Raw genomic sequence first — 17,815 nt, forward strand, 5'->3', positions numbered from 1 at the left:
CATGTCGATCCATTATCCGATCATCTCCGTCACCGGCTCCTCCGGCGCGGGCACCACCTCGGTGCGGCGCATCTTCGAGCAGATCTTCCGCCGCGAGAATGTCGAGGCCGCCTATATCGAGGGCGACGCCTTCCACCGCTACGACCGCGCCGAGATGAAGCGCGTGATGGCGGACGAGGCCTCGCACGGCAACCACCACTACAGCCATTTCGGCCCGGACTCGAACCTGTTCGAGGAGCTGGAGCAGACCTTCCGCGACTATTCCTGCACCGGCACCGGCCGCACCCGGCACTATGTCCATGACGACAAGGAGGCCGAGGAGTTCGGCTCCGCGCCCGGCACCTTCACCGAATGGGAAGACCTGCCCGGCCCCACCGACCTGTTATTCTATGAAGGGCTCCACGGCGCCGTGATGAGCGGCAACATCAATGTGGCGCGCTATGGCGACCTCAAGATCGGCGTCGTCCCGGTCATCAATCTCGAATGGATCCAGAAGATCCATCGCGACCGCTCGCATCGCGGCTATTCCACGGAAGCCGTGACCGACACGATACTTCGGCGCATGCCGGATTACGTGAACTATATTTGCCCGCAATTCACGCACACCGACATCAACTTCCAGCGCGTGCCGACGGTCGATACTTCGAACCCGTTCATCGCGCGCTGGATACCGACGGCGGACGAGTCGATCGTCGTCATCCGCTTCAAGAGCCCGCGCGGCATCGACTTCCCTTACCTGCTCTCGATGATCTCGGGGAGCTGGATGTCCCGCGCGAACTCCATCGTGATCCCAGGCGGCAAGCTGGACATCGCGATGCAGCTGATCCTGACGCCGATGATCCTGAATCTCGTCGAAAAGAAGCGCCGCGCAGCATGAACGGGGAGGAGGACACCATGCTCACCAAGACCACTGTGCCGATCACCTCGCCCGAAGGCGATGCGACCGAGATCCCCTATCGCGACATGGCCAATGCGCTGCGCGCGCTCACCATGGATGCGGTGGAGAAGGCCAAGTCCGGCCACCCCGGCATGCCGATGGGCATGGCCGACGCCGCGACCGTGCTGTTCACCCGCTTCATGAAGCTCGATCCGACGCGGCCCGACTGGGCTGACCGGGACCGCTTCGTGCTCTCCGCCGGCCACGGCTCGATGCTGCTCTATGCGATCAACCATCTGCTCGGCTATGCCGACATGGACATCGGTGAGATCAAGCGCTTCCGCCAGTCCGGCTCGAAGACGCCGGGCCACCCGGAATACGGCCACACGCTGGGCGTCGAGACCACCACCGGCCCGCTCGGCCAGGGCCTCACCACCGCGGTCGGCATGGCACTCGGCGAGCGCATGATGAATGCCCGCTTCGGCGACGAGCTGGTGGATCACTTCACCTATGTCATCGCCGGCGACGGCTGCCTGATGGAAGGCATCTCCCACGAGGCGATCGACATCGCCGGGCACCTGAAGCTCGGCAAGCTGATCGTGCTGTGGGATGACAACGGCATCTCCATCGATGGGCAGACCTCGCTCTCCACCTCGATGGACCAGCTCGGGCGCTTCGAGGCGGCCGGCTGGGACGTGTTCCGCATCGACGGCCACGCCCATCACGCGCTGATCGACGCCATCGCCAAGGCCCGCAACACCAAGCGGCCCTCGCTGATCGCCTGCCGCACCACCATCGGCTACGGCGCGCCCAACAAGGCCGGCACCGAGGCGGTGCACGGCGCCCCGCTGGGCGCTGCCGAGATCGAAGGCGCGCGCGACCGGCTCGACTGGTTCCACGAGCCCTTCGAGATCCCGGACGGCATACGCTCGGCCTGGGAGCTGATCGCCGATCGCGGCCGTGTCGCCCGCGAGAATTGGGAAGACCGCTTCGAAATGTCGGCCAATCGCGCGGCGTTCCGCCAGGCGCTGGCCGGCAAGCTCCCCGCGGATTTCGAGGGCAAGCTCGCCGAGTACAAGCGCTCGCTGGTCGAGACCGCGCCCAAGGTCGCGACCCGCAAGGCGTCGGAAATGGCGCTCGGCGTGATCAATGCAGCGACCGACCTCACCGTCGGCGGCTCGGCCGACCTCACCCACTCGAACCTGACGCTGACCAAGGACCTGAAGTCGGTCACGCCGGGCCGCTATGCGGGCCGCTATATCCATTACGGCATTCGCGAGCATGCGATGGCCGCGGTGATGAACGGCCTCGCGCTGCACAAGGGTGCCATTCCCTATGGCGGCACCTTCCTGACCTTCGCGGACTATGCCCGCGGCGGCATCCGGCTCTCGGCGCTGATGGGCCTGCGGGTGGTCTATGTCCTTACCCACGACTCCATCGGCCTTGGCGAAGACGGCCCGACCCACCAGCCGATCGAGCACCTCGCCATGCTCAGGGCCACGCCGAACCTCAACGTGTTCCGTCCGGCGGATGCGGTGGAGACCGCGGAAGCCTGGGAGATCGCGCTGAACTCCGAGACCACGCCCTCGGTGCTGGCGCTGTCGCGGCAGAACCTGCCGACCTTCCGCACCGATGTAGCTGAGAACCTCACGGCGCGCGGCGCCTATCTCGCCCGCAAGCCGGAGGCGCGGCGCGACATCACGCTGCTCGCCACCGGTTCGGAGGTCGAGATCGCGCTGCTCGCCGCCGATCTGCTCGCCAATCGCGGGGTCGATGCCGCGGTGGTCTCGATGCCGTGCTGGGAATTGTTCGAGCAGCAGAGCGACGAGTATCGCCGCGCCGTGCTCGGCAAGGCGCCGCGCGTCGCCATCGAGGCCGCGGCCCGGCTCGGCTGGGATCGCTGGATCGGCGAGCGCGGGACGTTCATCGGCATGGAGAGCTTCGGCGCTTCGGCGCCGGCGCCCGAGCTCTATGCCCAGTTCGGCATCACCGCGGAAGCGGTGGTGAACGCCGCCTGCGAACTCATCACCTGCGCCTGAGGCGCGGGTGGCGAGAGGAACCACGTCATCCTGAGGTGCGAGCGAAAGCGAGCCTCGAAGGATGCTGAAGCAGAAGACGCCCATCTGGAACCGGCATCCTTCGAGGCTAGGGCTTTGCCCGAGCACCTCAGGATGACGTCGCGGATGAAAGAAACCGGATACGGAGAGAGGCCCATGGCCCGCATCACGCTTCGCCAGTTGCTCGACCACGCGGCCGAGCACTCCTACGGGGTGCCCGCCTTCAACATCAACAATATGGAGCAAGGCCTCGCCATCATGGAGGCGGCCTATGCGGTGGATGCGCCCGTCATCATGCAGGCGAGCCGCGGCGCACGTACCTACGCCAACGACATCATGCTCTCGCGCATGATCGAGGCGCTGACCGAGATGTACCCGTCGATCCCGATCTGCATGCATCAGGACCACGGCAACAACGAGGCGACGTGCCTGTCCGCCATCCAGCACGGCTTCACCTCGGTGATGATGGATGGCTCGCTGAAGGAAGACGCCAAGACCCCGGCGGACTACGACTACAACGTCAACATCACCCGCCGCGTGGTCGATGCCGCGCACTGGGTGGGCGCCTCGGTCGAGGGCGAACTCGGCGTGCTCGGCTCGCTGGAGCACGGCGCCGGCGAGCAGGAGGACGGGCACGGCGCGGAAGGCGCGCTGAGCCACGACCAGTTGCTCACCGATCCGGACCAGGCGGTGGATTTCGTCGCCCGTACCAAGGTCGACGCGCTGGCCATCGCCATGGGCACCTCGCACGGCGCCTACAAATTCTCGCGCCAGCCGGACGGCGACATCCTCGCCATGCATGTCATCGAGGAGATCCATCGCCGGCTGCCGAGCGTGCATCTCGTGATGCACGGCTCCTCCTCGGTGCCGCAGGCGCTGCAGGACCTGTTCAACGCCTCCGGCGGCGAGATGCCCCAGACCTGGGGCGTGCCGGTGGACGAGATCGTGCGCGGCATCCGCCATGGCGTGCGCAAGGTGAATATCGACACGGATTGCCGGCTCGCCATGACCGCGCAGTTCCGCAAGGTGGCGACGGCGTCGGCATCGGAGTTCGATCCGCGCAAATTCCTCAAACCCGCCATGGACGCGATGCGCGACCTGTGCCGGGAACGTTTCGAAGCCTTCGGCACCGCCGGACAGGCCAGCAAGATCAAGGTCTTGCCGCTGTCGGCCATGGCCAAGCGCTATGCCAGCGGCGCGCTCGATCCGGTGATCGGCGGCGCCAGGGTAGCGGCGGAGTGAACTGCTAGGCCGCGGTTCCCCCTCACCCCTGCCCTCTCCCCCGTCAAAGTCGGATGTTTTCGACTTTGACCACCTCAAAAAGGGCTGAACTCGGCAACAGCCGAGTTCAGCGGGAGAGGGAGAAGGAGGCAGGTGAAGGGCGCGGCAGACCCCCTCTCCCCGTCGGGGAGAGGGTTGGGGTGAGGGTGCTTCCCGCTCCCCGCATTGAACGAAGACAGACGAAGGCGACAAACGGAAGGCGCGCAACCCCCTTGCGCGTCAACGGGAGAGCCTTGCCCAGATCGAACGGAGCAGAGCGATGAGCACAATCGAGAAGACCAAATCACCGACGGTCACCCCGGCAGCCGAGAAGAAGCGCGATCGCTACAGCGCCGGCGTGATGGAATACCGCAAGATGGGCTATTGGCAGCCCGACTACGAGCCGAAGGACACCGACGTCATCGCCCTGTTCCGGGTCACCCCGCAGGACGGCGTCGATCCGATCGAGGCCTCGGCCGCGGTCGCCGGCGAAAGCTCCACCGCGACCTGGACCGTCGTGTGGACCGACCGCCTGACCGCCTGCGACAAGTACCGGGCGAAGTGTTACCGCGTCGATCCGGTGCCGAACTCGCCCGGCTCCTGGTTCGCCTATATCGCCTATGACCTCGATTTGTTCGAGCCGGGCTCGATCGCCAACCTCTCGGCCTCGATCATCGGCAACGTGTTCGGCTTCAAGCCCTTGAAGGCGCTGCGGCTCGAGGACATGCGCCTGCCGATCGCTTACGTGAAGACCTTCGACGGCCCGGCCACCGGCATCGTGGTGGAGCGCGAGCGGCTCGACAAGTTCGGCCGCCCGCTGCTGGGCGCCACGGTGAAGCCGAAGCTCGGCCTCTCCGGCCGCAATTATGGCCGCGTGGTCTATGAGGCGCTGAAGGGCGGGCTCGACTTCACCAAGGACGACGAGAACATCAACTCGCAGCCCTTCATGCACTGGCGCGACCGCTTCCTCTACTGCATGGAGGCGGTGAACAAGGCACAGGCTTCGACCGGCGAGGTGAAGGGCACCTACCTCAACATCACCGCCGGCACCATGGAGGACATGTACGAGCGCGCCGAATTCGCCAAGCAACTCGGCTCCAGCATCGTGATGATCGACCTGATCATCGGCTACACCGCGATCCAGTCCATGTCGAAGTGGGCGCGGCGCAACGACATGATCCTGCATCTGCACCGCGCCGGTCACTCGACCTATACGCGGCAGAAGACCCACGGCGTGTCGTTCCGCGTCATCGCCAAGTGGATGCGCCTTGCCGGCGTCGACCACATCCATGCCGGCACCGTGGTTGGCAAGCTTGAGGGCGACCCCCACACCACCAAGGGCTACTACGACATCTGCCGTGAAGACTTCGTGCCGGCCAACCTCGAGCACGGCGTGTTCTTCGACCAGCCCTGGGCCTCGACCCGCAAGCTGATGCCGGTGGCCTCGGGCGGCATCCATGCCGGCCAGATGCACCAGCTCATCCACCTGCTCGGCGAGGATGTGGTGCTGCAGTTCGGCGGCGGCACCATCGGCCACCCGATGGGCATCCAGGCCGGCGCCATCGCCAACCGCGTCGCGCTGGAGGCGATGATCCTCGCCCGCAACGAGGGCCGGGACTACGTCAATGAAGGCCCGGAGATCCTGAAGGAAGCCTCCCGCCACTGCCTCCCGCTGCGCCAGGCGCTGGAGACGTGGAAGGACGTGACCTTCAACTACACCTCCACCGACACCCCCGACTTCGTGCCGCAAGTCACCGCGGCCGAGTGACGTCCGACAGACATCAGGAGACACGACCATGCGTATCACCCAGGGAGCCTTCTCCTTCCTGCCGGACCTCACGGACGCGCAGATCACCAAGCAGGTGCAGTACTGCATCGACAAGGGCTGGGCGGTGAACATCGAGTTCACCGACGACCCCCACCCCCGCAACACCTATTGGGAAATGTGGGGCATGCCGATGTTCGACGTGCCCGACGCCGCGGGCGTGATGTTCGAGCTGCAGGAATGCCGCAAGGCCTATGCCGGCCGACACTACATCCGCGTCTCGGCCTTCGATTCCACCCACACGTGGGAATCGGTGCGGCTCTCCTTCATCACTGATCGCCCCGCGGACGAGCCCGGTTTCTCGCTCGACCGCCAGGAGATCGACGGCCGCAACATCCGCTACACGACGCGGTCCTATGCCGCCGCCAAGCCCGAGGGCTCGCGCTACTAGGCGCGCGCCAAGTTATTGATTTGGAGCACTTTCTTGTCGCTCGGATGTTTCATCCGAACGGAAAGGGCTCTGAGGACCGAACTCTTCGCGGCCGACCAACCCGTTCCTCCCCGGCCGCGAAAGGGCCGGTCCGGGATACCGCGCCCCGGATCGGCCCATTTTATTCATTGTCCATCCTTCGAGGCCCGCCTGCGGCGGGTACCTCAGGATGACGTCGTTTTGTAAAGCAACGTCATCCTGAGGTGCGAGCGCAGCGAGCCTCGAAGGATGCTCCCGGGAGCGACCCAAATGGACGCCATCACCGACCCGCCTGCCGCCATCGACCTGCAGGGCGAATTCACCGCATCCGGCCTCGCCGAAGTATTCGACGAGCTCGACCATGACCTCGTCGGCCTCGCGCCGGTGAAGCAGCGGCTGCGCGAGATCGCGGCGCTGCTGCTGGTCGACCGCGCCCGCGCCCGCTTCGGCCTCTCCGCGGTGAGCCCGACGCTGCATATGAGCTTCACCGGCAATCCGGGGACCGGCAAGACCACCGTCGCGCTGCGCATGGCGGAGATCCTGCGCAAGCTCGGCTATGTCCGGAAAGGCCACCTCGTCACGGTGACGCGCGATGACCTGGTCGGCCAGTATATCGGCCACACCGCGCCGAAGACGAAAGAGATCCTCAAGAAAGCGATGGGCGGCGTGCTGTTCATCGACGAGGCGTATTATCTCTATCGGCCGGAGAATGAGCGCGACTACGGCCAGGAAGCGATCGAGATCCTGCTGCAGGTGATGGAGAACCAGCGCGACGACCTCGTCGTCATCCTCGCCGGCTATGCCGACCGGATGGAGCGCTTCTTCACCGCCAATCCCGGCTTCCGCTCGCGGGTGGCGCACCATATCGACTTCCCCGACTATTCGGAGGGCGAGTTGAACGCCATTGGCGGGCGCATCCTCGACAGTATGAACTACAAGCTCAGCCCGGAGGCGGCGGAGGCGTTCGAGCGCTATATCGAACTGCGCAAGGTACAGCCGCATTTCGCCAATGGCCGCTCGATCCGCAACGCGCTGGACCGCGCACGGCTGCGCCAGGCCAACCGGCTGTTCCGCTCGGAGCGCCCGGTGACGGCGGACGACCTCGTCACCATCGCGGCCGACGACATCCTCGCCAGCCGGGTGTTCTCCGGCGGCATCGACAGCTATCCGCCTCTGCAGAAGGAGCCGCAGGCATGACCCATCCCCTCATCGCCCCCTCCATGCTGGCCTCCGACTTCGCGCGCCTCGGCGAGGAGGTGCGCGACGTCGTCTCCGCCGGCGCCGACTGGATCCATCTCGACGTGATGGACGGGCATTTCGTGCCGAACATCACGTTCGGCCCCGATGTGATCAAGGCGATGCGCCCGCACACCGACAAGGTGTTCGACGTGCACCTGATGATCTCGCCGGTCGAGCCGTATCTCGAAGCCTTCGCCAAGGCCGGCGCCGACATCATCACCGTGCAGGCCGAAGCCACCGATCATCTCGACCGCTGCCTGCAAGTGATCCGCGGGCTCGGCAAGAAGGCCGGCGTCGCGCTCAACCCGGCGACGCCGGAAAGCACGGTGGCCTATGTGCTCGACAAGGTGGATCTGCTCCTCGCCATGACGGTGAACCCCGGCTTCGGCGGCCAGGCCTTCATCCGCGACGTGCTGCCGAAGATCGAGCGGCTGCGCGCCATGATCGGGGGCCGGCCGATCCGGCTCGAAGTCGATGGCGGGGTGAATGCCGAGACCGGCGCGCTGTGCGCGCGTGCCGGAGCCGACGTGCTGGTCGCCGGCTCCGCCGTGTTCAAGGGCGGCATCGAGGGCTACCGCGCCAACATCTCCGCTATCCGCCAGGCGTGTGCCGGGCGGGCGGCGGCTTGAGGTTGCACTGCTTCAGTATCCTTCGAGGCTCGCTATGCTCGCACCTCAGGATGACGTGGTTCTTTAAAAAACGACGTCATCCTGAGGTGCCCCCGCAGGCGGCCTCGAAGGATGCCCACGCAGGACGACCTCTTCCACTCATCCCCGCCGCTCGGCACGCACCGCCACCGGGCGCACCGGACCAATCCGTCCGCCGAGCGCAATTGCCCGGCCTGGATTCTCGTAGCGCTTGGCGATGCGGCTGAACCGATCGCGCCAGGGCGCCTCGACCAGGCGATAGGTCCAGGCCGCAGCCAGCACCACGGTAGCGAGGAAGCCGGCCATCATCAGATGCGTGGCGGCGGGATCGCCAAGGTCGTAGAGCTGCTTCACATGGCCCTCGACCATGGTGTCTACCTGCAGCGAGGCGGCGCTGAGATCGCCATAAAGCCAGACCGCATAGCCGAGCAGCACCAGCAGCGGCATGTGCACCATGTAGATCGAATAGGACCAGCGGCCGAGCGCGCGCAGCGGCCGGACCTGCAGCACCTTCGACAATGCGCCGCGCTCGCGGGCGAACACCAGGATCGCCGCGCCGAACACCACAGGCGCCAGCAGGCTCAGCGCGTGCACCTCGTCCGGCCCGTCGCCGGCGAGCAGCATGAACAGGCCGGCCAGCGCCACCACGCCGATTTCGGCGACCGAGGGCAGCGGCAGCTTTCGGTCCCGTGTCGCCTCGTGGACGTGATAGGTGGCGACGCCGCCGAAGAAACCGCCGATGCAGCGCACGAAGCCGAAATCCGCGGTCGAGTTCATGAGAGCCGGCGCGAAGGCGAGCAGCACCAGGCTCGCGCCCAGCATCAGCGCCAGCGAGGCGCCAAGCAGCCGCTTGCCGGCGAACACCACTACCGCGGCGAACAGGAGATAGGTGTAGAGCTCGGCGCCGATGCTCCAGGCCGGGCTGTTCCAGGCATTGCCATAGAGCCCCATGGCGGTGAGCAGCACGGTATTGAGCGCCAGCGCCACCAGCGAATAGCCGCCCTTCGCCTCGTCGATGGTAAAATTGTCCGGATGGCGGCCATAGAGATTGATCGCCATCACCATCAGCATCAGCGCGAACAGCAGCACCGCATGCAGCGGCCACAGGCGGCCGAAGCGGCGCAGCACGAAGCCGCCGACCTTGCGCGGGCTGCCCAGCCGGTCGCGATAGGCATGGCAGACAACGAAGCCCGAGAGCACGAAGAAGAAATCCACGAACAGATATGAGTTCGATAAGATCGCATTTTGCAGGATTTCTGTTTTCATCACGAACGAAAAATGGAAGATTGCAACTGCAAGTGCACAGATGCCGCGCCATGAATCGAGAGCTTCAAATCGTTCGTTTCGAACAGAAACAGCCTGCATGCGCGCCTCTCAGATTGCCATACCGCCGCAACGCAGGAATTAAGCTGCGCACTACGGCCCTCCACAACGAACAATATTGGCGAGGGTTCCAGCCAAAGCGTACGGTGACGCCGCGGAAACGGGGCGATTGAGGGGCGTTGCTTTGCTTCAGCATCCTTCGAGGCCGCCTGCGGCGGCGCCTCAGGATGACGTTGCTTTTATAACCACGTCATCCTGAGGTGCTCGCGCAGCGAGCCTCGAAGGATGCCCGCCCAGCACGCCCCTTCCCCACCGGGGCTTCCGATCCGCCCGCCGACCCTCTAGAGGTGATGCGGTCAGATACGCTGGAGTGATGTGATGCTGCGCGATGCCGAGCCCCAGCCCGTCCGCCTCGCCGATTATCGTCCGCCGGACTGGCTGGTGGACACGGTCGAACTCGACATCCGCCTCGACCCCACCGCGACCCGCATCACTGCCCGGCTCGCCATGCGGCCGAACCCCGGGGGCCGCGAAGGCTCGCCGATCGTGCTCGACGGCGACGAGCTCACGCTGAAATCCATCGCGCTCGATGGCGAGAGGCTGGCGCCGGAGGCCTATGCCGCGACGCCCTCCTCGCTCACCATCCTCGCTCCACTGCCTCGCCCGCTGGTGCTGGAGATCGAAACCGAGGTGAACCCCTCGGCCAACACCAAGCTGATGGGCCTCTATCGCTCCTCGGGAACCTATTGCACACAGTGCGAGGCCGAGGGCTTCCGCCGCATTACCTATTTCCCGGATCGGCCGGACGTGCTCGCGGTCTATACGGTGCGCATCGAGGCCGCGCGCGAGGAAGCCCCGGTGCTGCTCGCCAACGGCAATCCGGTGGAGACCGGCTCGGTCGCGGGCACCGACCGGCATTATGCCATCTGGCACGATCCCTGGCCGAAGCCCTGCTATCTCTTCGCCATGGTCGGCGGCAGGCTCGAGCGCATCACCGAGCCGTTCGTCACCGCCTCCGGCCGCGCCGTCGAGCTCGGCATCTATGTCGAGCCCGGCAAACTGGACCGGGCCAGCTACGCCATGGATGCGCTCAAGCGCTCGATGCGCTGGGACGAGGAGGCGTTCGGCTGCGAGTATGATCTCGACGTCTTCAACATCGTCGCCGTCGCCGACTTCAACATGGGCGCGATGGAAAACAAGGGCCTCAACGTCTTCAACGACAAATACGTATTGGCCAGCCCGGAGACCGCGACCGACGGCGACTATGCCAATATCGAGGGGATCATCGCCCACGAATATTTCCACAACTGGACCGGCAACCGCATCACCTGCCGCGACTGGTTCCAGCTGTGCCTGAAGGAAGGCCTCACCGTCTTCCGCGACCAGGAATTCTCCGCCGACGAGCGCTCGCGCGCGGTGAAGCGCATCGCCGATGTGCGCCTCCTGAAGAGCCACCAATTCCCCGAGGATGCCGGCCCGCTGGCCCATCCGGTGCGGCCCGACACCTATCGCGAGATCAACAATTTCTACACGGCGACGGTCTATGAGAAGGGCGCCGAAGTGGTGCGCATGCTCAAGACCCTGCTCGGCCCGGAAGAATTCCGCTCCGGCATGGACCTCTATTTCGAGCGCCATGACGGCGAGGCCGCGACCATCGAGGATTTCCTCGCCTGCTTCGCCGATGCCTCAGGCACCGACCTCGCCCATTTCGCCCGCTGGTATGCGCAGGCCGGCACGCCCACGGTGAGCGTCAGCGGCGAATGGAACGCGGCGGCGCAGACCTACCGGCTCGATATCTCCCAGCACACCGCGCCGACGCCGGGGCAGCCCGACAAGGTGCCGATGGTGATCCCGCTGCGCGTCGGCCTGGTCGGGCCCGATGGCCGCGACATGGCGATCGGTGCGCCCGACGGCGGCAATGGTCCGGAAGGCGTGCTGGTGCTCACCGAGGCGCGGCAGAGCTTCACTTTCCACGGCGTGAGCGAGCGTCCGGTGCCCTCGCTCAATCGCGGCTTTTCCGCCCCGGTGACGCTGAAGTCGGGCCTGTCCAGCGACGAGCTCTTGTTCCTCGCCCGCCACGATGCCGATCCGTTCAACCGTTTCGACGCGGCGCAGACGCTGGCGCTGGCGCATCTGGTGCAGGCGACGGAGGCGGTGCGCGGCGGCCGCACGCCCGCTCCCCCGGCGGCGCTGATCGGCGCGCTGGGCTCGGTGCTGTCCGATCCCGCGCTCGATCCGGCCTTCATCGCCCAGGCGCTCGCCGTGCCGTCCGAGAGCGACATTGCCCGCGAGATCGGCTCCGATGTCGATCCCGACGCGGTGCTCAAGGCCCGCACCGGCCTGCGCAAGGCGCTCGGCCGCGCGCTGGCACCCGAGCTGGCCGGCGCCTATGAGCGCTTCGCCACCCCCGGCCCCTATTCACCGGATGCGGCTTCGGCCGGGCGCCGCGCGCTGAAGAACACCTGCCTCGATCTGCTCGCCATCTCGCGCGAGGCCGACGGCATTGCCCGCACCGCCGCGCTCTACCGCGCCGCCGACAACATGACGGACCGCTTCACCGCGCTCTCCATCCTTGCCCACAGCGCGCCCGAGGAGCGCGACGCCGCGCTCGCCGATTTCCTTGCCCGCTTCCGGGACGATCCGCTGGTGGTCGACAAATGGCTGGCTTTGCAGGCGCAGATCGGGGAAGCCGGCACGCTCGACCGGGTGCGCGCGCTCACCACGCACCCCGCCTTCTCGATGGGCAACCCGAACCGGGTGCGGGCGCTGATCGGTACCTTCGCGGCGGCGAACCAGACCCAGTTCCACCGCGCCGACGGCGCCGGCCACGGCTTCGTGGTCGATGCCGTGCTGGCGCTCGACGGCAGGAATCCGCAGGTCGCCGCCCGCCTGCTCGCCGCCTTCAAGAGCTGGCGCGCGCTGGAGCCGGTGCGCCGCGCCTCGGCGGAAGCGGCGCTGAAGCGGGTTGCCGCCACCTCCGGCCTCTCCCCGGATGTCGCGGATATCGCGACCCGCTCGCTGGGGTGAACCGGAAAGCCACCGCTTCCAGCAATTATTGGAAGCGGGGGCGAATGGGGAAAACTTCACTTTCGCGGTTCCGCGCCGTCGATTAGTGTTCAATGGAATCCAGGCTTGCGGGGGTTCGATTTCTATCAAACTACACTATCGGCGATCTAAACTTGGTCCTTTTGCAGATCTTCCCAGGATACCACCGGGCAACATGAAGGGGCGCGAACAGCTCCAGCTTCAAACGAGCTACGAGAGCGCGCCCGTTGCCCTGTGCCTTATTGATCCCGAGTTACGCTACGTTATCGTCAACGCCAGATTTGCTTCGATACTCGGAAGACCTGCATACGACATTATCGGCCATCGTATAGACGACCTGCCGCCGCTGACGGTGGCCGGCGCGGATTTCGCCCGCGCGCTGATCGGCGAGAGGATGGCGGAACGCGACTTCCACATTGCGGATACCGACCAGACGCTGCGCATCTCCGCCGAACTGGTGCGCGACGCCGAGGGCGTGGTGAGCGGTCTCTCCATCGCCCTGATCGACATGACGGAGCGCACCCGCATCGCCGGGGCGCTGGACCGCGCCGAACAGCGCGCCACCTATGCGCTGCGCACCGCCGGGCAATGGATCTGGGAGCTTGATGTCCCAAGCAACCGCGTCACTCGTTCGCCGCACTGGAAGGAAGTGCTCGGCTACCAGCCGAATGAGAACACGGTGCCGGACGAGCAACTGGCCTGGCAGATCGTGCATCCGAGCGATCGCGCCGGCGCCGACCGCGCGCTGAAGCGCGTGTTGCGCGGCGAGCGCAAGACCTTCGAGGCGACCTACCGCATCCTGCACAAGAATGGCCGCTGGATCTGGATCCTCAGCCGCGGCGCGGTGGTGGACTATGCGCCGGACGGCTCGCCGCTGCGTTTCCTTGCCACCAGCGTCGACATCACCCGGCAGAAGCTCGCCGAGGAGGAACTGGCCGCGACGGTGCGCCAGCGCCGCGTGCTGGAGCAGGAGCTGATCCGCGCCAATCGCCGGCTCACCGCCCTGTCGGAGATGGATTCGCTCACCGAGCTGCCGAACCGGCGCAAGTTCGACAAGGTGCTGGAGCGCGAGTTCCGCCGCACCAGGCGCAACCAGCCCTCAATGGCGCTGATGATGATCGATGTCGATCACTTCAAGAATTTCAACGACCTGTATGGCCACCAGGCCGGCGACGAGTGCCTGCGCACCGTGGCCGAGGCGCTGCGCAAGACGGTGCAGCGCTCCGGCGACATCGTCACCCGCTATGGCGGCGAGGAATTTGCCGCGGTGCTGACCGACACCGATGAGGCGGGCGCCCTCGAGGTGGCGGCGCGCATGCTGGCCGGGGTGCGCGCGCTCGCCTGCGCCCACGCCGGCAGCGCGGAGAACGTGGTGACGGTGAGCATCGGCCTGACCATCTTCGCGCTGGACGCCAGCGGCCAGCCGCCGACGCCGCAGCATTTGCTGCGCGCCGCCGACCGCGCGCTCTACGCCGCCAAGGAAGCCGGCCGCGACCGCATCGCCACCGCCCGGCTCGACGGCGACGGCACGATACGCATCACGGTATCGCCGGACCGCGCAGGCGGCGGCGCGGTGACAGTGCTATCGCCGGGCGAAGTGCCGAAGTTTCCGGTGTAGAGGGGGCCTTCTGCTTCAGCATCCTTCGAGGCCCGGCTTTGCCGGGCACCTCAGGATGAGGCTGGTTTTAAAGAACAACCTCATCCTGAGGTGCTCGCGTAGCGAGCCTCGAAGGATTTTCAAGCAGAGCGGCCCTACCCTTCCCCCCAACCCGCCGTCATCCCGAACGACCGAAGGTCGATCCGGGATCGCAGACAAGGTGTTGCACGGGACGTCACGCGATCCCGGCTCTTCGCTTCGCTACGGCCGGGATGACGGCAAACTGGAACGCCGGAAGCCTCAATACTCCACCACGCCATCCAGCGCGTAGTGCTTGATCGTCTTGCGGTTGGCGATCAGCTGTTCCACCGTGGGCTCGCCCTTCATGGCGCGGTCGATCGCCAGCTTCATCGCCTCGTAGTTCGTCCGATAGAGGTCGGCGCGGTCGAGATTGGGGTCCTCGGCGCAGCGCGGGTCGAGCCATATCATCACGATCATGCAGATCTCGTCGGCCGCTTCCTTCGGCAGCAGGCCCTCGCTCAGCGCGTCGACGATGGCGTCGCCGATGGCGCCCTGCACCACGCCGCCGAGCAGGTCGACATACTCCATGGTCTGGATCGTGACCTTGGTGGTCATCATGGTCGCCGGGCGCACCATCTGGTTGAGGTCGCGCACCACGAACATGCGGGTGTGGCCGGCCGCCTGGCCCATCATCGAGGCGAACGCATGCCCGGCCGGGCCGCGCACCGAGCCGATCAGCACTTCCGGCATGGCGTCGGTGAACTGGCCTTCGGCGGCAAGAACCGTCGCCTCGCCGGTGCGGAACCAGATGTCGCTCATGGGAATCCCCCTCTCGATATGGCCGCTGAGGGCCTGGCTGGTGGGCGGATAACACTGCCGACGGGTCGGCGTCCATCAAACCAAGGCGCGGCGGATCGACTGCAGCCGAAAGTTGCCATTTCGTTAACTTGACTCCCCGCAGACTCTGGACGGATCGGCACGATTCGATTCAAATCGTAGTGATTCGGAGAGATGCGGCACATCCCTTCAATCGACTGGATTTAGGGACTTTGGGACTTCGGGGGAGGCCGGCGATGGCTCGCGCCAACGCTGCGGGGGCGTCTGTGCGCGTTCAGGCCATGCGGGGGCTGGCACGCTCGGTGGCGCGACCCGCCTATCAGCGGCTGGTCGACGCCGAGCCCTTCATGCGCCGAGCGGTTCCCGCTCTGATCATCGCATTCATCGGCATCGTCGCGGTCGCCGCGATTGTGCAGACCCGTGCCTATCATACCGAGGCGGTCGGCGACGCCAAGGATGAGCTTGCGCTCTACGCCATGGCGGTCGCCAGCGACCTCGGCCAGCGCTCCGGCGGCGTCGCCGCCGCGGCCGCCGCGCTGAAGGGCGCGCTGCCGCCCCGCGCCGCGGAAGCCGGCCGGCACTTCGCCGTGGTCGATGGCGGCGGGCGGGTGGTGATCACCGAAGACGGCGAAGCCTCGACCGCCGCCGAGGTCACCGCCCTGCTCTCCAATGTCCAGGCACTCGCGGTGTTCGCCGAGAATGCCGGCGTGCTCGACGTGCCGCTCACCGACGGCACGCTGGCCATCGCCACGGTGCGCAATCTGCGCCGCACCACCGGCCAGCTCGTGGTGCTGCAGCCGCTCGACGCCGCGCTCGGTACCTGGCGCTCCGACACCATCCTCACCGTCACGCTGCTCACCACCACCGGCGGCGTGCTGCTGATCCTCGGCTTCGCCTTCCACTGGCAGGCGAGCCGCGCCCGCGAGGCCGACGGCATCTACGACACCGTGCAGGAGCGCATCGACACCGCGCTGATGCGCGGGCGCTGCGGCCTGTGGGATTGGGACATGGGCCGCGGCCGGATGTTCTGGTCGTACTCGATGTTCGAGATGCTGGGGCTGGAGCCACGCGACGAACTTGTCTCGTTCGGCGATGTCGCCAACCTGGTGCATCCCGACGACGCCAATCTCTACGAGATCGCCAAGGAGATCGCCGACAAGCCGGGCCGCACCATCGACCGCGTGTTCCGCATGAAGCACGCCGAGGGCCATTATGTGTGGCTGCGCGCCCGTGCCGAGGTGGTGGCGCAGGAGAATGGCGAGCCGCCGCACCTCGTCGGCATCGCGGTAGATGTCACCGAGGAACGCCGCCTCGCCGAACGCAACGCCACCGCCGACATGCGGCTGCGCGACGCCATCGAGAGCATCTCGGAATCCTTCGTGCTGTGGGATGCCGCCAATCTTCTGGTGATGTGCAACTCCAAGTTCCAGGCGCTGCACGGCCTCGGCGACGACACCGTCACCACCGGCACGCCGTTCGAGACCATCGCGAGCCTGGCCCGCCAGCCGGTGGTGCGCACCCCGCTGAAGACCGAGGACCGCCCCGAGGAAGGCGCCCGCGCCTTCGAGGCCCAGATCGAGGGCGGGCGCTGGATGAAGATCGCCGAGCGCCGCACCAAGGATGGCGGCTTCGTCTCGGTCGGCACCGACATCACCGCGCTGAAGCGCCACGAAGAAAGGCTGATGGACAGCGAGAAGCGGCTGATGGCGCTGGTCGCGGACCTGCGCAAATCGCAGCAGACGCTGGAGTTCCAGGCCCAGCAACTGGCCGAGCTGGCGCAGAACTATTCCGACGAGAAGAACAAGGCCGAGGACGCCAACCGCGCCAAGTCCGAATTCCTCGCAAACATGAGCCACGAGCTGCGTACCCCGCTCAACGCCATCATCGGCTTCTCCGAACTGATGGAAAGCGGGCTGTTCGGGCCGCTCGGCTGCGAGAAATACAACGAGTACTGCCGCGACATCCGCGACAGCGGGCGCTACCTGCTCGATGTCATCAACGACATTCTCGACATGTCGCGCATCGAGGCCGGCCGCGTGCAACTCGCCTACACGCCGATCCGGCTCGACGAGATCGTCACCGAGGCGCTCAGGGTGATGTCGGTGCGGGCCGACGAGAAACGCCTCGTCATCGTGTCCGAGATCGACGCCGAGACCCCGATCGAGGCCGACCGCCGCGCGCTGAAGCAGGTGACGCTGAACCTGATCTCCAACGCCATCAAGTTCACCCCGGAGAATGGCCGCATCGCGGTGCGGGCACGGGTGACGCCGCAATCGGCGCTGCTGGTGATCGAGGACAGCGGCATCGGCATTCCCGAGGCGGCGCTGTCAAAGATCGGCAAGCCGTTCGAGCAGGTCGAGAGCCAGTTCACCAAGACCTACAAGGGCTCGGGGCTCGGCCTCGCCATCGCCAAGTCGCTGGTGGAACTGCACGGCGGCAGCATGCGCCTGCGCTCCGCCGAGGGCGTCGGGACCACCGTGGTGGTGCGCCTGCCGGTGCAGGGGCGGCCGGGTCGGCAGTACCGGGCGCCGGTGCGCATCGCCGCCGCGCAGGTGCGGTAGTCCTTCTCTCAACAACAGATGTCATCCCGGCCGCAGCGAAGCGGAGAGCCGGGATCGCATGAAGATAGAGAGCGTTTTCGCGATCCCGGCTCTACGCCCTGCGGGCTCCGGCCGGGA

General features: G+C 66.4%; 12 protein-coding genes. 10 read left to right on the forward strand and 2 right to left on the reverse strand.

From position 1 onward, the window contains the following. The first annotated feature begins 1 nt into the window (after position 1). From G3545_RS09835 to rpe, 7 genes are all read left to right on the forward strand, one after another. Positions 2-877: a phosphoribulokinase gene (locus G3545_RS09835; protein ID WP_170012058.1), complete on the forward strand. Its 876-nt coding sequence runs from the start codon at positions 2-4 to the stop codon at positions 875-877. Between the two features lie 86 nt (positions 878-963). Next, complete coding sequence (gene tkt, locus G3545_RS09840; RefSeq protein WP_246702879.1) at positions 964-2,916, forward strand: transketolase; 1,953 nt, start codon at positions 964-966, stop codon at positions 2,914-2,916. Positions 2,917-3,090: 174 nt separating this feature from the next. Further along, complete coding sequence (gene fba, locus G3545_RS09845; protein ID WP_170012062.1) at positions 3,091-4,176, forward strand: class II fructose-bisphosphate aldolase; 1,086 nt, start codon at positions 3,091-3,093, stop codon at positions 4,174-4,176. A 298-nt stretch (positions 4,177-4,474) separates the two neighbouring features. Beyond that, positions 4,475-5,962, forward strand: coding sequence for a form I ribulose bisphosphate carboxylase large subunit (locus tag G3545_RS09850; RefSeq protein WP_170012064.1), 1,488 nt, complete (start codon positions 4,475-4,477; stop codon positions 5,960-5,962). A gap of 28 nt (positions 5,963-5,990) precedes the next feature. Continuing rightward, positions 5,991-6,410 carry a ribulose bisphosphate carboxylase small subunit gene (locus G3545_RS09855; RefSeq protein WP_170012066.1) on the forward strand — a complete coding sequence of 140 codons (420 nt, stop codon included), beginning with the start codon at positions 5,991-5,993 and terminating at the stop codon, positions 6,408-6,410. A gap of 288 nt (positions 6,411-6,698) precedes the next feature. Then, positions 6,699-7,625: a CbbX protein gene (gene cbbX, locus G3545_RS09860; RefSeq protein ID WP_246702761.1), complete on the forward strand. Its 927-nt coding sequence runs from the start codon at positions 6,699-6,701 to the stop codon at positions 7,623-7,625. Beyond that, the gene (gene rpe / locus G3545_RS09865) at positions 7,622-8,296 is read left to right on the forward strand and encodes a ribulose-phosphate 3-epimerase (protein ID WP_170012070.1); all 675 of its coding nucleotides are present in this window, start codon (positions 7,622-7,624) and stop codon (positions 8,294-8,296) included. Before cbbX ends, rpe begins: the two co-directional genes overlap by 4 nt. A gap of 138 nt (positions 8,297-8,434) precedes the next feature. Here rpe and G3545_RS09870 read toward each other — a convergent pair whose 3' ends face one another. Beyond that, the gene (locus G3545_RS09870) at positions 8,435-9,679 is read right to left on the reverse strand and encodes an acyltransferase (protein WP_170012072.1); all 1,245 of its coding nucleotides are present in this window, start codon (positions 9,677-9,679) and stop codon (positions 8,435-8,437) included. Between the two features lie 336 nt (positions 9,680-10,015). On the opposite strand from G3545_RS09870, the gene pepN reads away from it, so the two are divergent. Both pepN and G3545_RS09880 read left to right on the forward strand, forming a co-directional pair. Further along, complete coding sequence (gene pepN, locus G3545_RS09875) at positions 10,016-12,664, forward strand: aminopeptidase N (RefSeq protein WP_170012074.1); 2,649 nt, start codon at positions 10,016-10,018, stop codon at positions 12,662-12,664. Positions 12,665-12,857: 193 nt separating this feature from the next. Continuing rightward, the gene (locus G3545_RS09880) at positions 12,858-14,300 is read left to right on the forward strand and encodes a diguanylate cyclase (protein WP_170012076.1); all 1,443 of its coding nucleotides are present in this window, start codon (positions 12,858-12,860) and stop codon (positions 14,298-14,300) included. Between the two features lie 279 nt (positions 14,301-14,579). On the opposite strand, the gene fae is transcribed toward G3545_RS09880, so the two are convergent. Then, complete coding sequence (gene fae / locus G3545_RS09885; protein WP_170012078.1) at positions 14,580-15,119, reverse strand: formaldehyde-activating enzyme; 540 nt, start codon at positions 15,117-15,119, stop codon at positions 14,580-14,582. A gap of 254 nt (positions 15,120-15,373) precedes the next feature. Between fae and G3545_RS09890 the strand changes: the two genes are divergently transcribed. Further along, positions 15,374-17,698, forward strand: coding sequence for an ATP-binding protein (locus G3545_RS09890; RefSeq protein ID WP_170012080.1), 2,325 nt, complete (start codon positions 15,374-15,376; stop codon positions 17,696-17,698). Positions 17,699-17,815: the final 117 nt, after the last annotated feature.

The organism is Starkeya sp. ORNL1 (assembly GCF_012971745.1).
Lineage (GTDB): Bacteria > Pseudomonadota > Alphaproteobacteria > Rhizobiales > Xanthobacteraceae > Ancylobacter.

What these genes read in the sequence shown, in the direction of transcription:
- G3545_RS09835 (WP_170012058.1), top strand. Translation starts at nt 2, where the DNA reads ATGTCGATCCATTATCCGATCATCTCCGTCACCGGCTCCTCCGGCGCG.
- tkt (WP_246702879.1), top strand. Translation starts at nt 964, where the DNA reads ATGGCCAATGCGCTGCGCGCGCTCACCATGGATGCGGTGGAGAAGGCC.
- fba (WP_170012062.1), top strand. Translation starts at nt 3,091, where the DNA reads ATGGCCCGCATCACGCTTCGCCAGTTGCTCGACCACGCGGCCGAGCAC.
- G3545_RS09850 (WP_170012064.1), top strand. Translation starts at nt 4,475, where the DNA reads ATGAGCACAATCGAGAAGACCAAATCACCGACGGTCACCCCGGCAGCC.
- G3545_RS09855 (WP_170012066.1), top strand. Translation starts at nt 5,991, where the DNA reads ATGCGTATCACCCAGGGAGCCTTCTCCTTCCTGCCGGACCTCACGGAC.
- cbbX (WP_246702761.1), top strand. Translation starts at nt 6,699, where the DNA reads ATGGACGCCATCACCGACCCGCCTGCCGCCATCGACCTGCAGGGCGAA.
- rpe (WP_170012070.1), top strand. Translation starts at nt 7,622, where the DNA reads ATGACCCATCCCCTCATCGCCCCCTCCATGCTGGCCTCCGACTTCGCG.
- G3545_RS09870 (WP_170012072.1), bottom strand. Translation starts at nt 9,679, where the DNA reads ATGCAGGCTGTTTCTGTTCGAAACGAACGATTTGAAGCTCTCGATTCA.
- pepN (WP_170012074.1), top strand. Translation starts at nt 10,016, where the DNA reads ATGCTGCGCGATGCCGAGCCCCAGCCCGTCCGCCTCGCCGATTATCGT.
- G3545_RS09880 (WP_170012076.1), top strand. Translation starts at nt 12,858, where the DNA reads ATGAAGGGGCGCGAACAGCTCCAGCTTCAAACGAGCTACGAGAGCGCG.
- fae (WP_170012078.1), bottom strand. Translation starts at nt 15,119, where the DNA reads ATGAGCGACATCTGGTTCCGCACCGGCGAGGCGACGGTTCTTGCCGCC.
- G3545_RS09890 (WP_170012080.1), top strand. Translation starts at nt 15,374, where the DNA reads ATGGCTCGCGCCAACGCTGCGGGGGCGTCTGTGCGCGTTCAGGCCATG.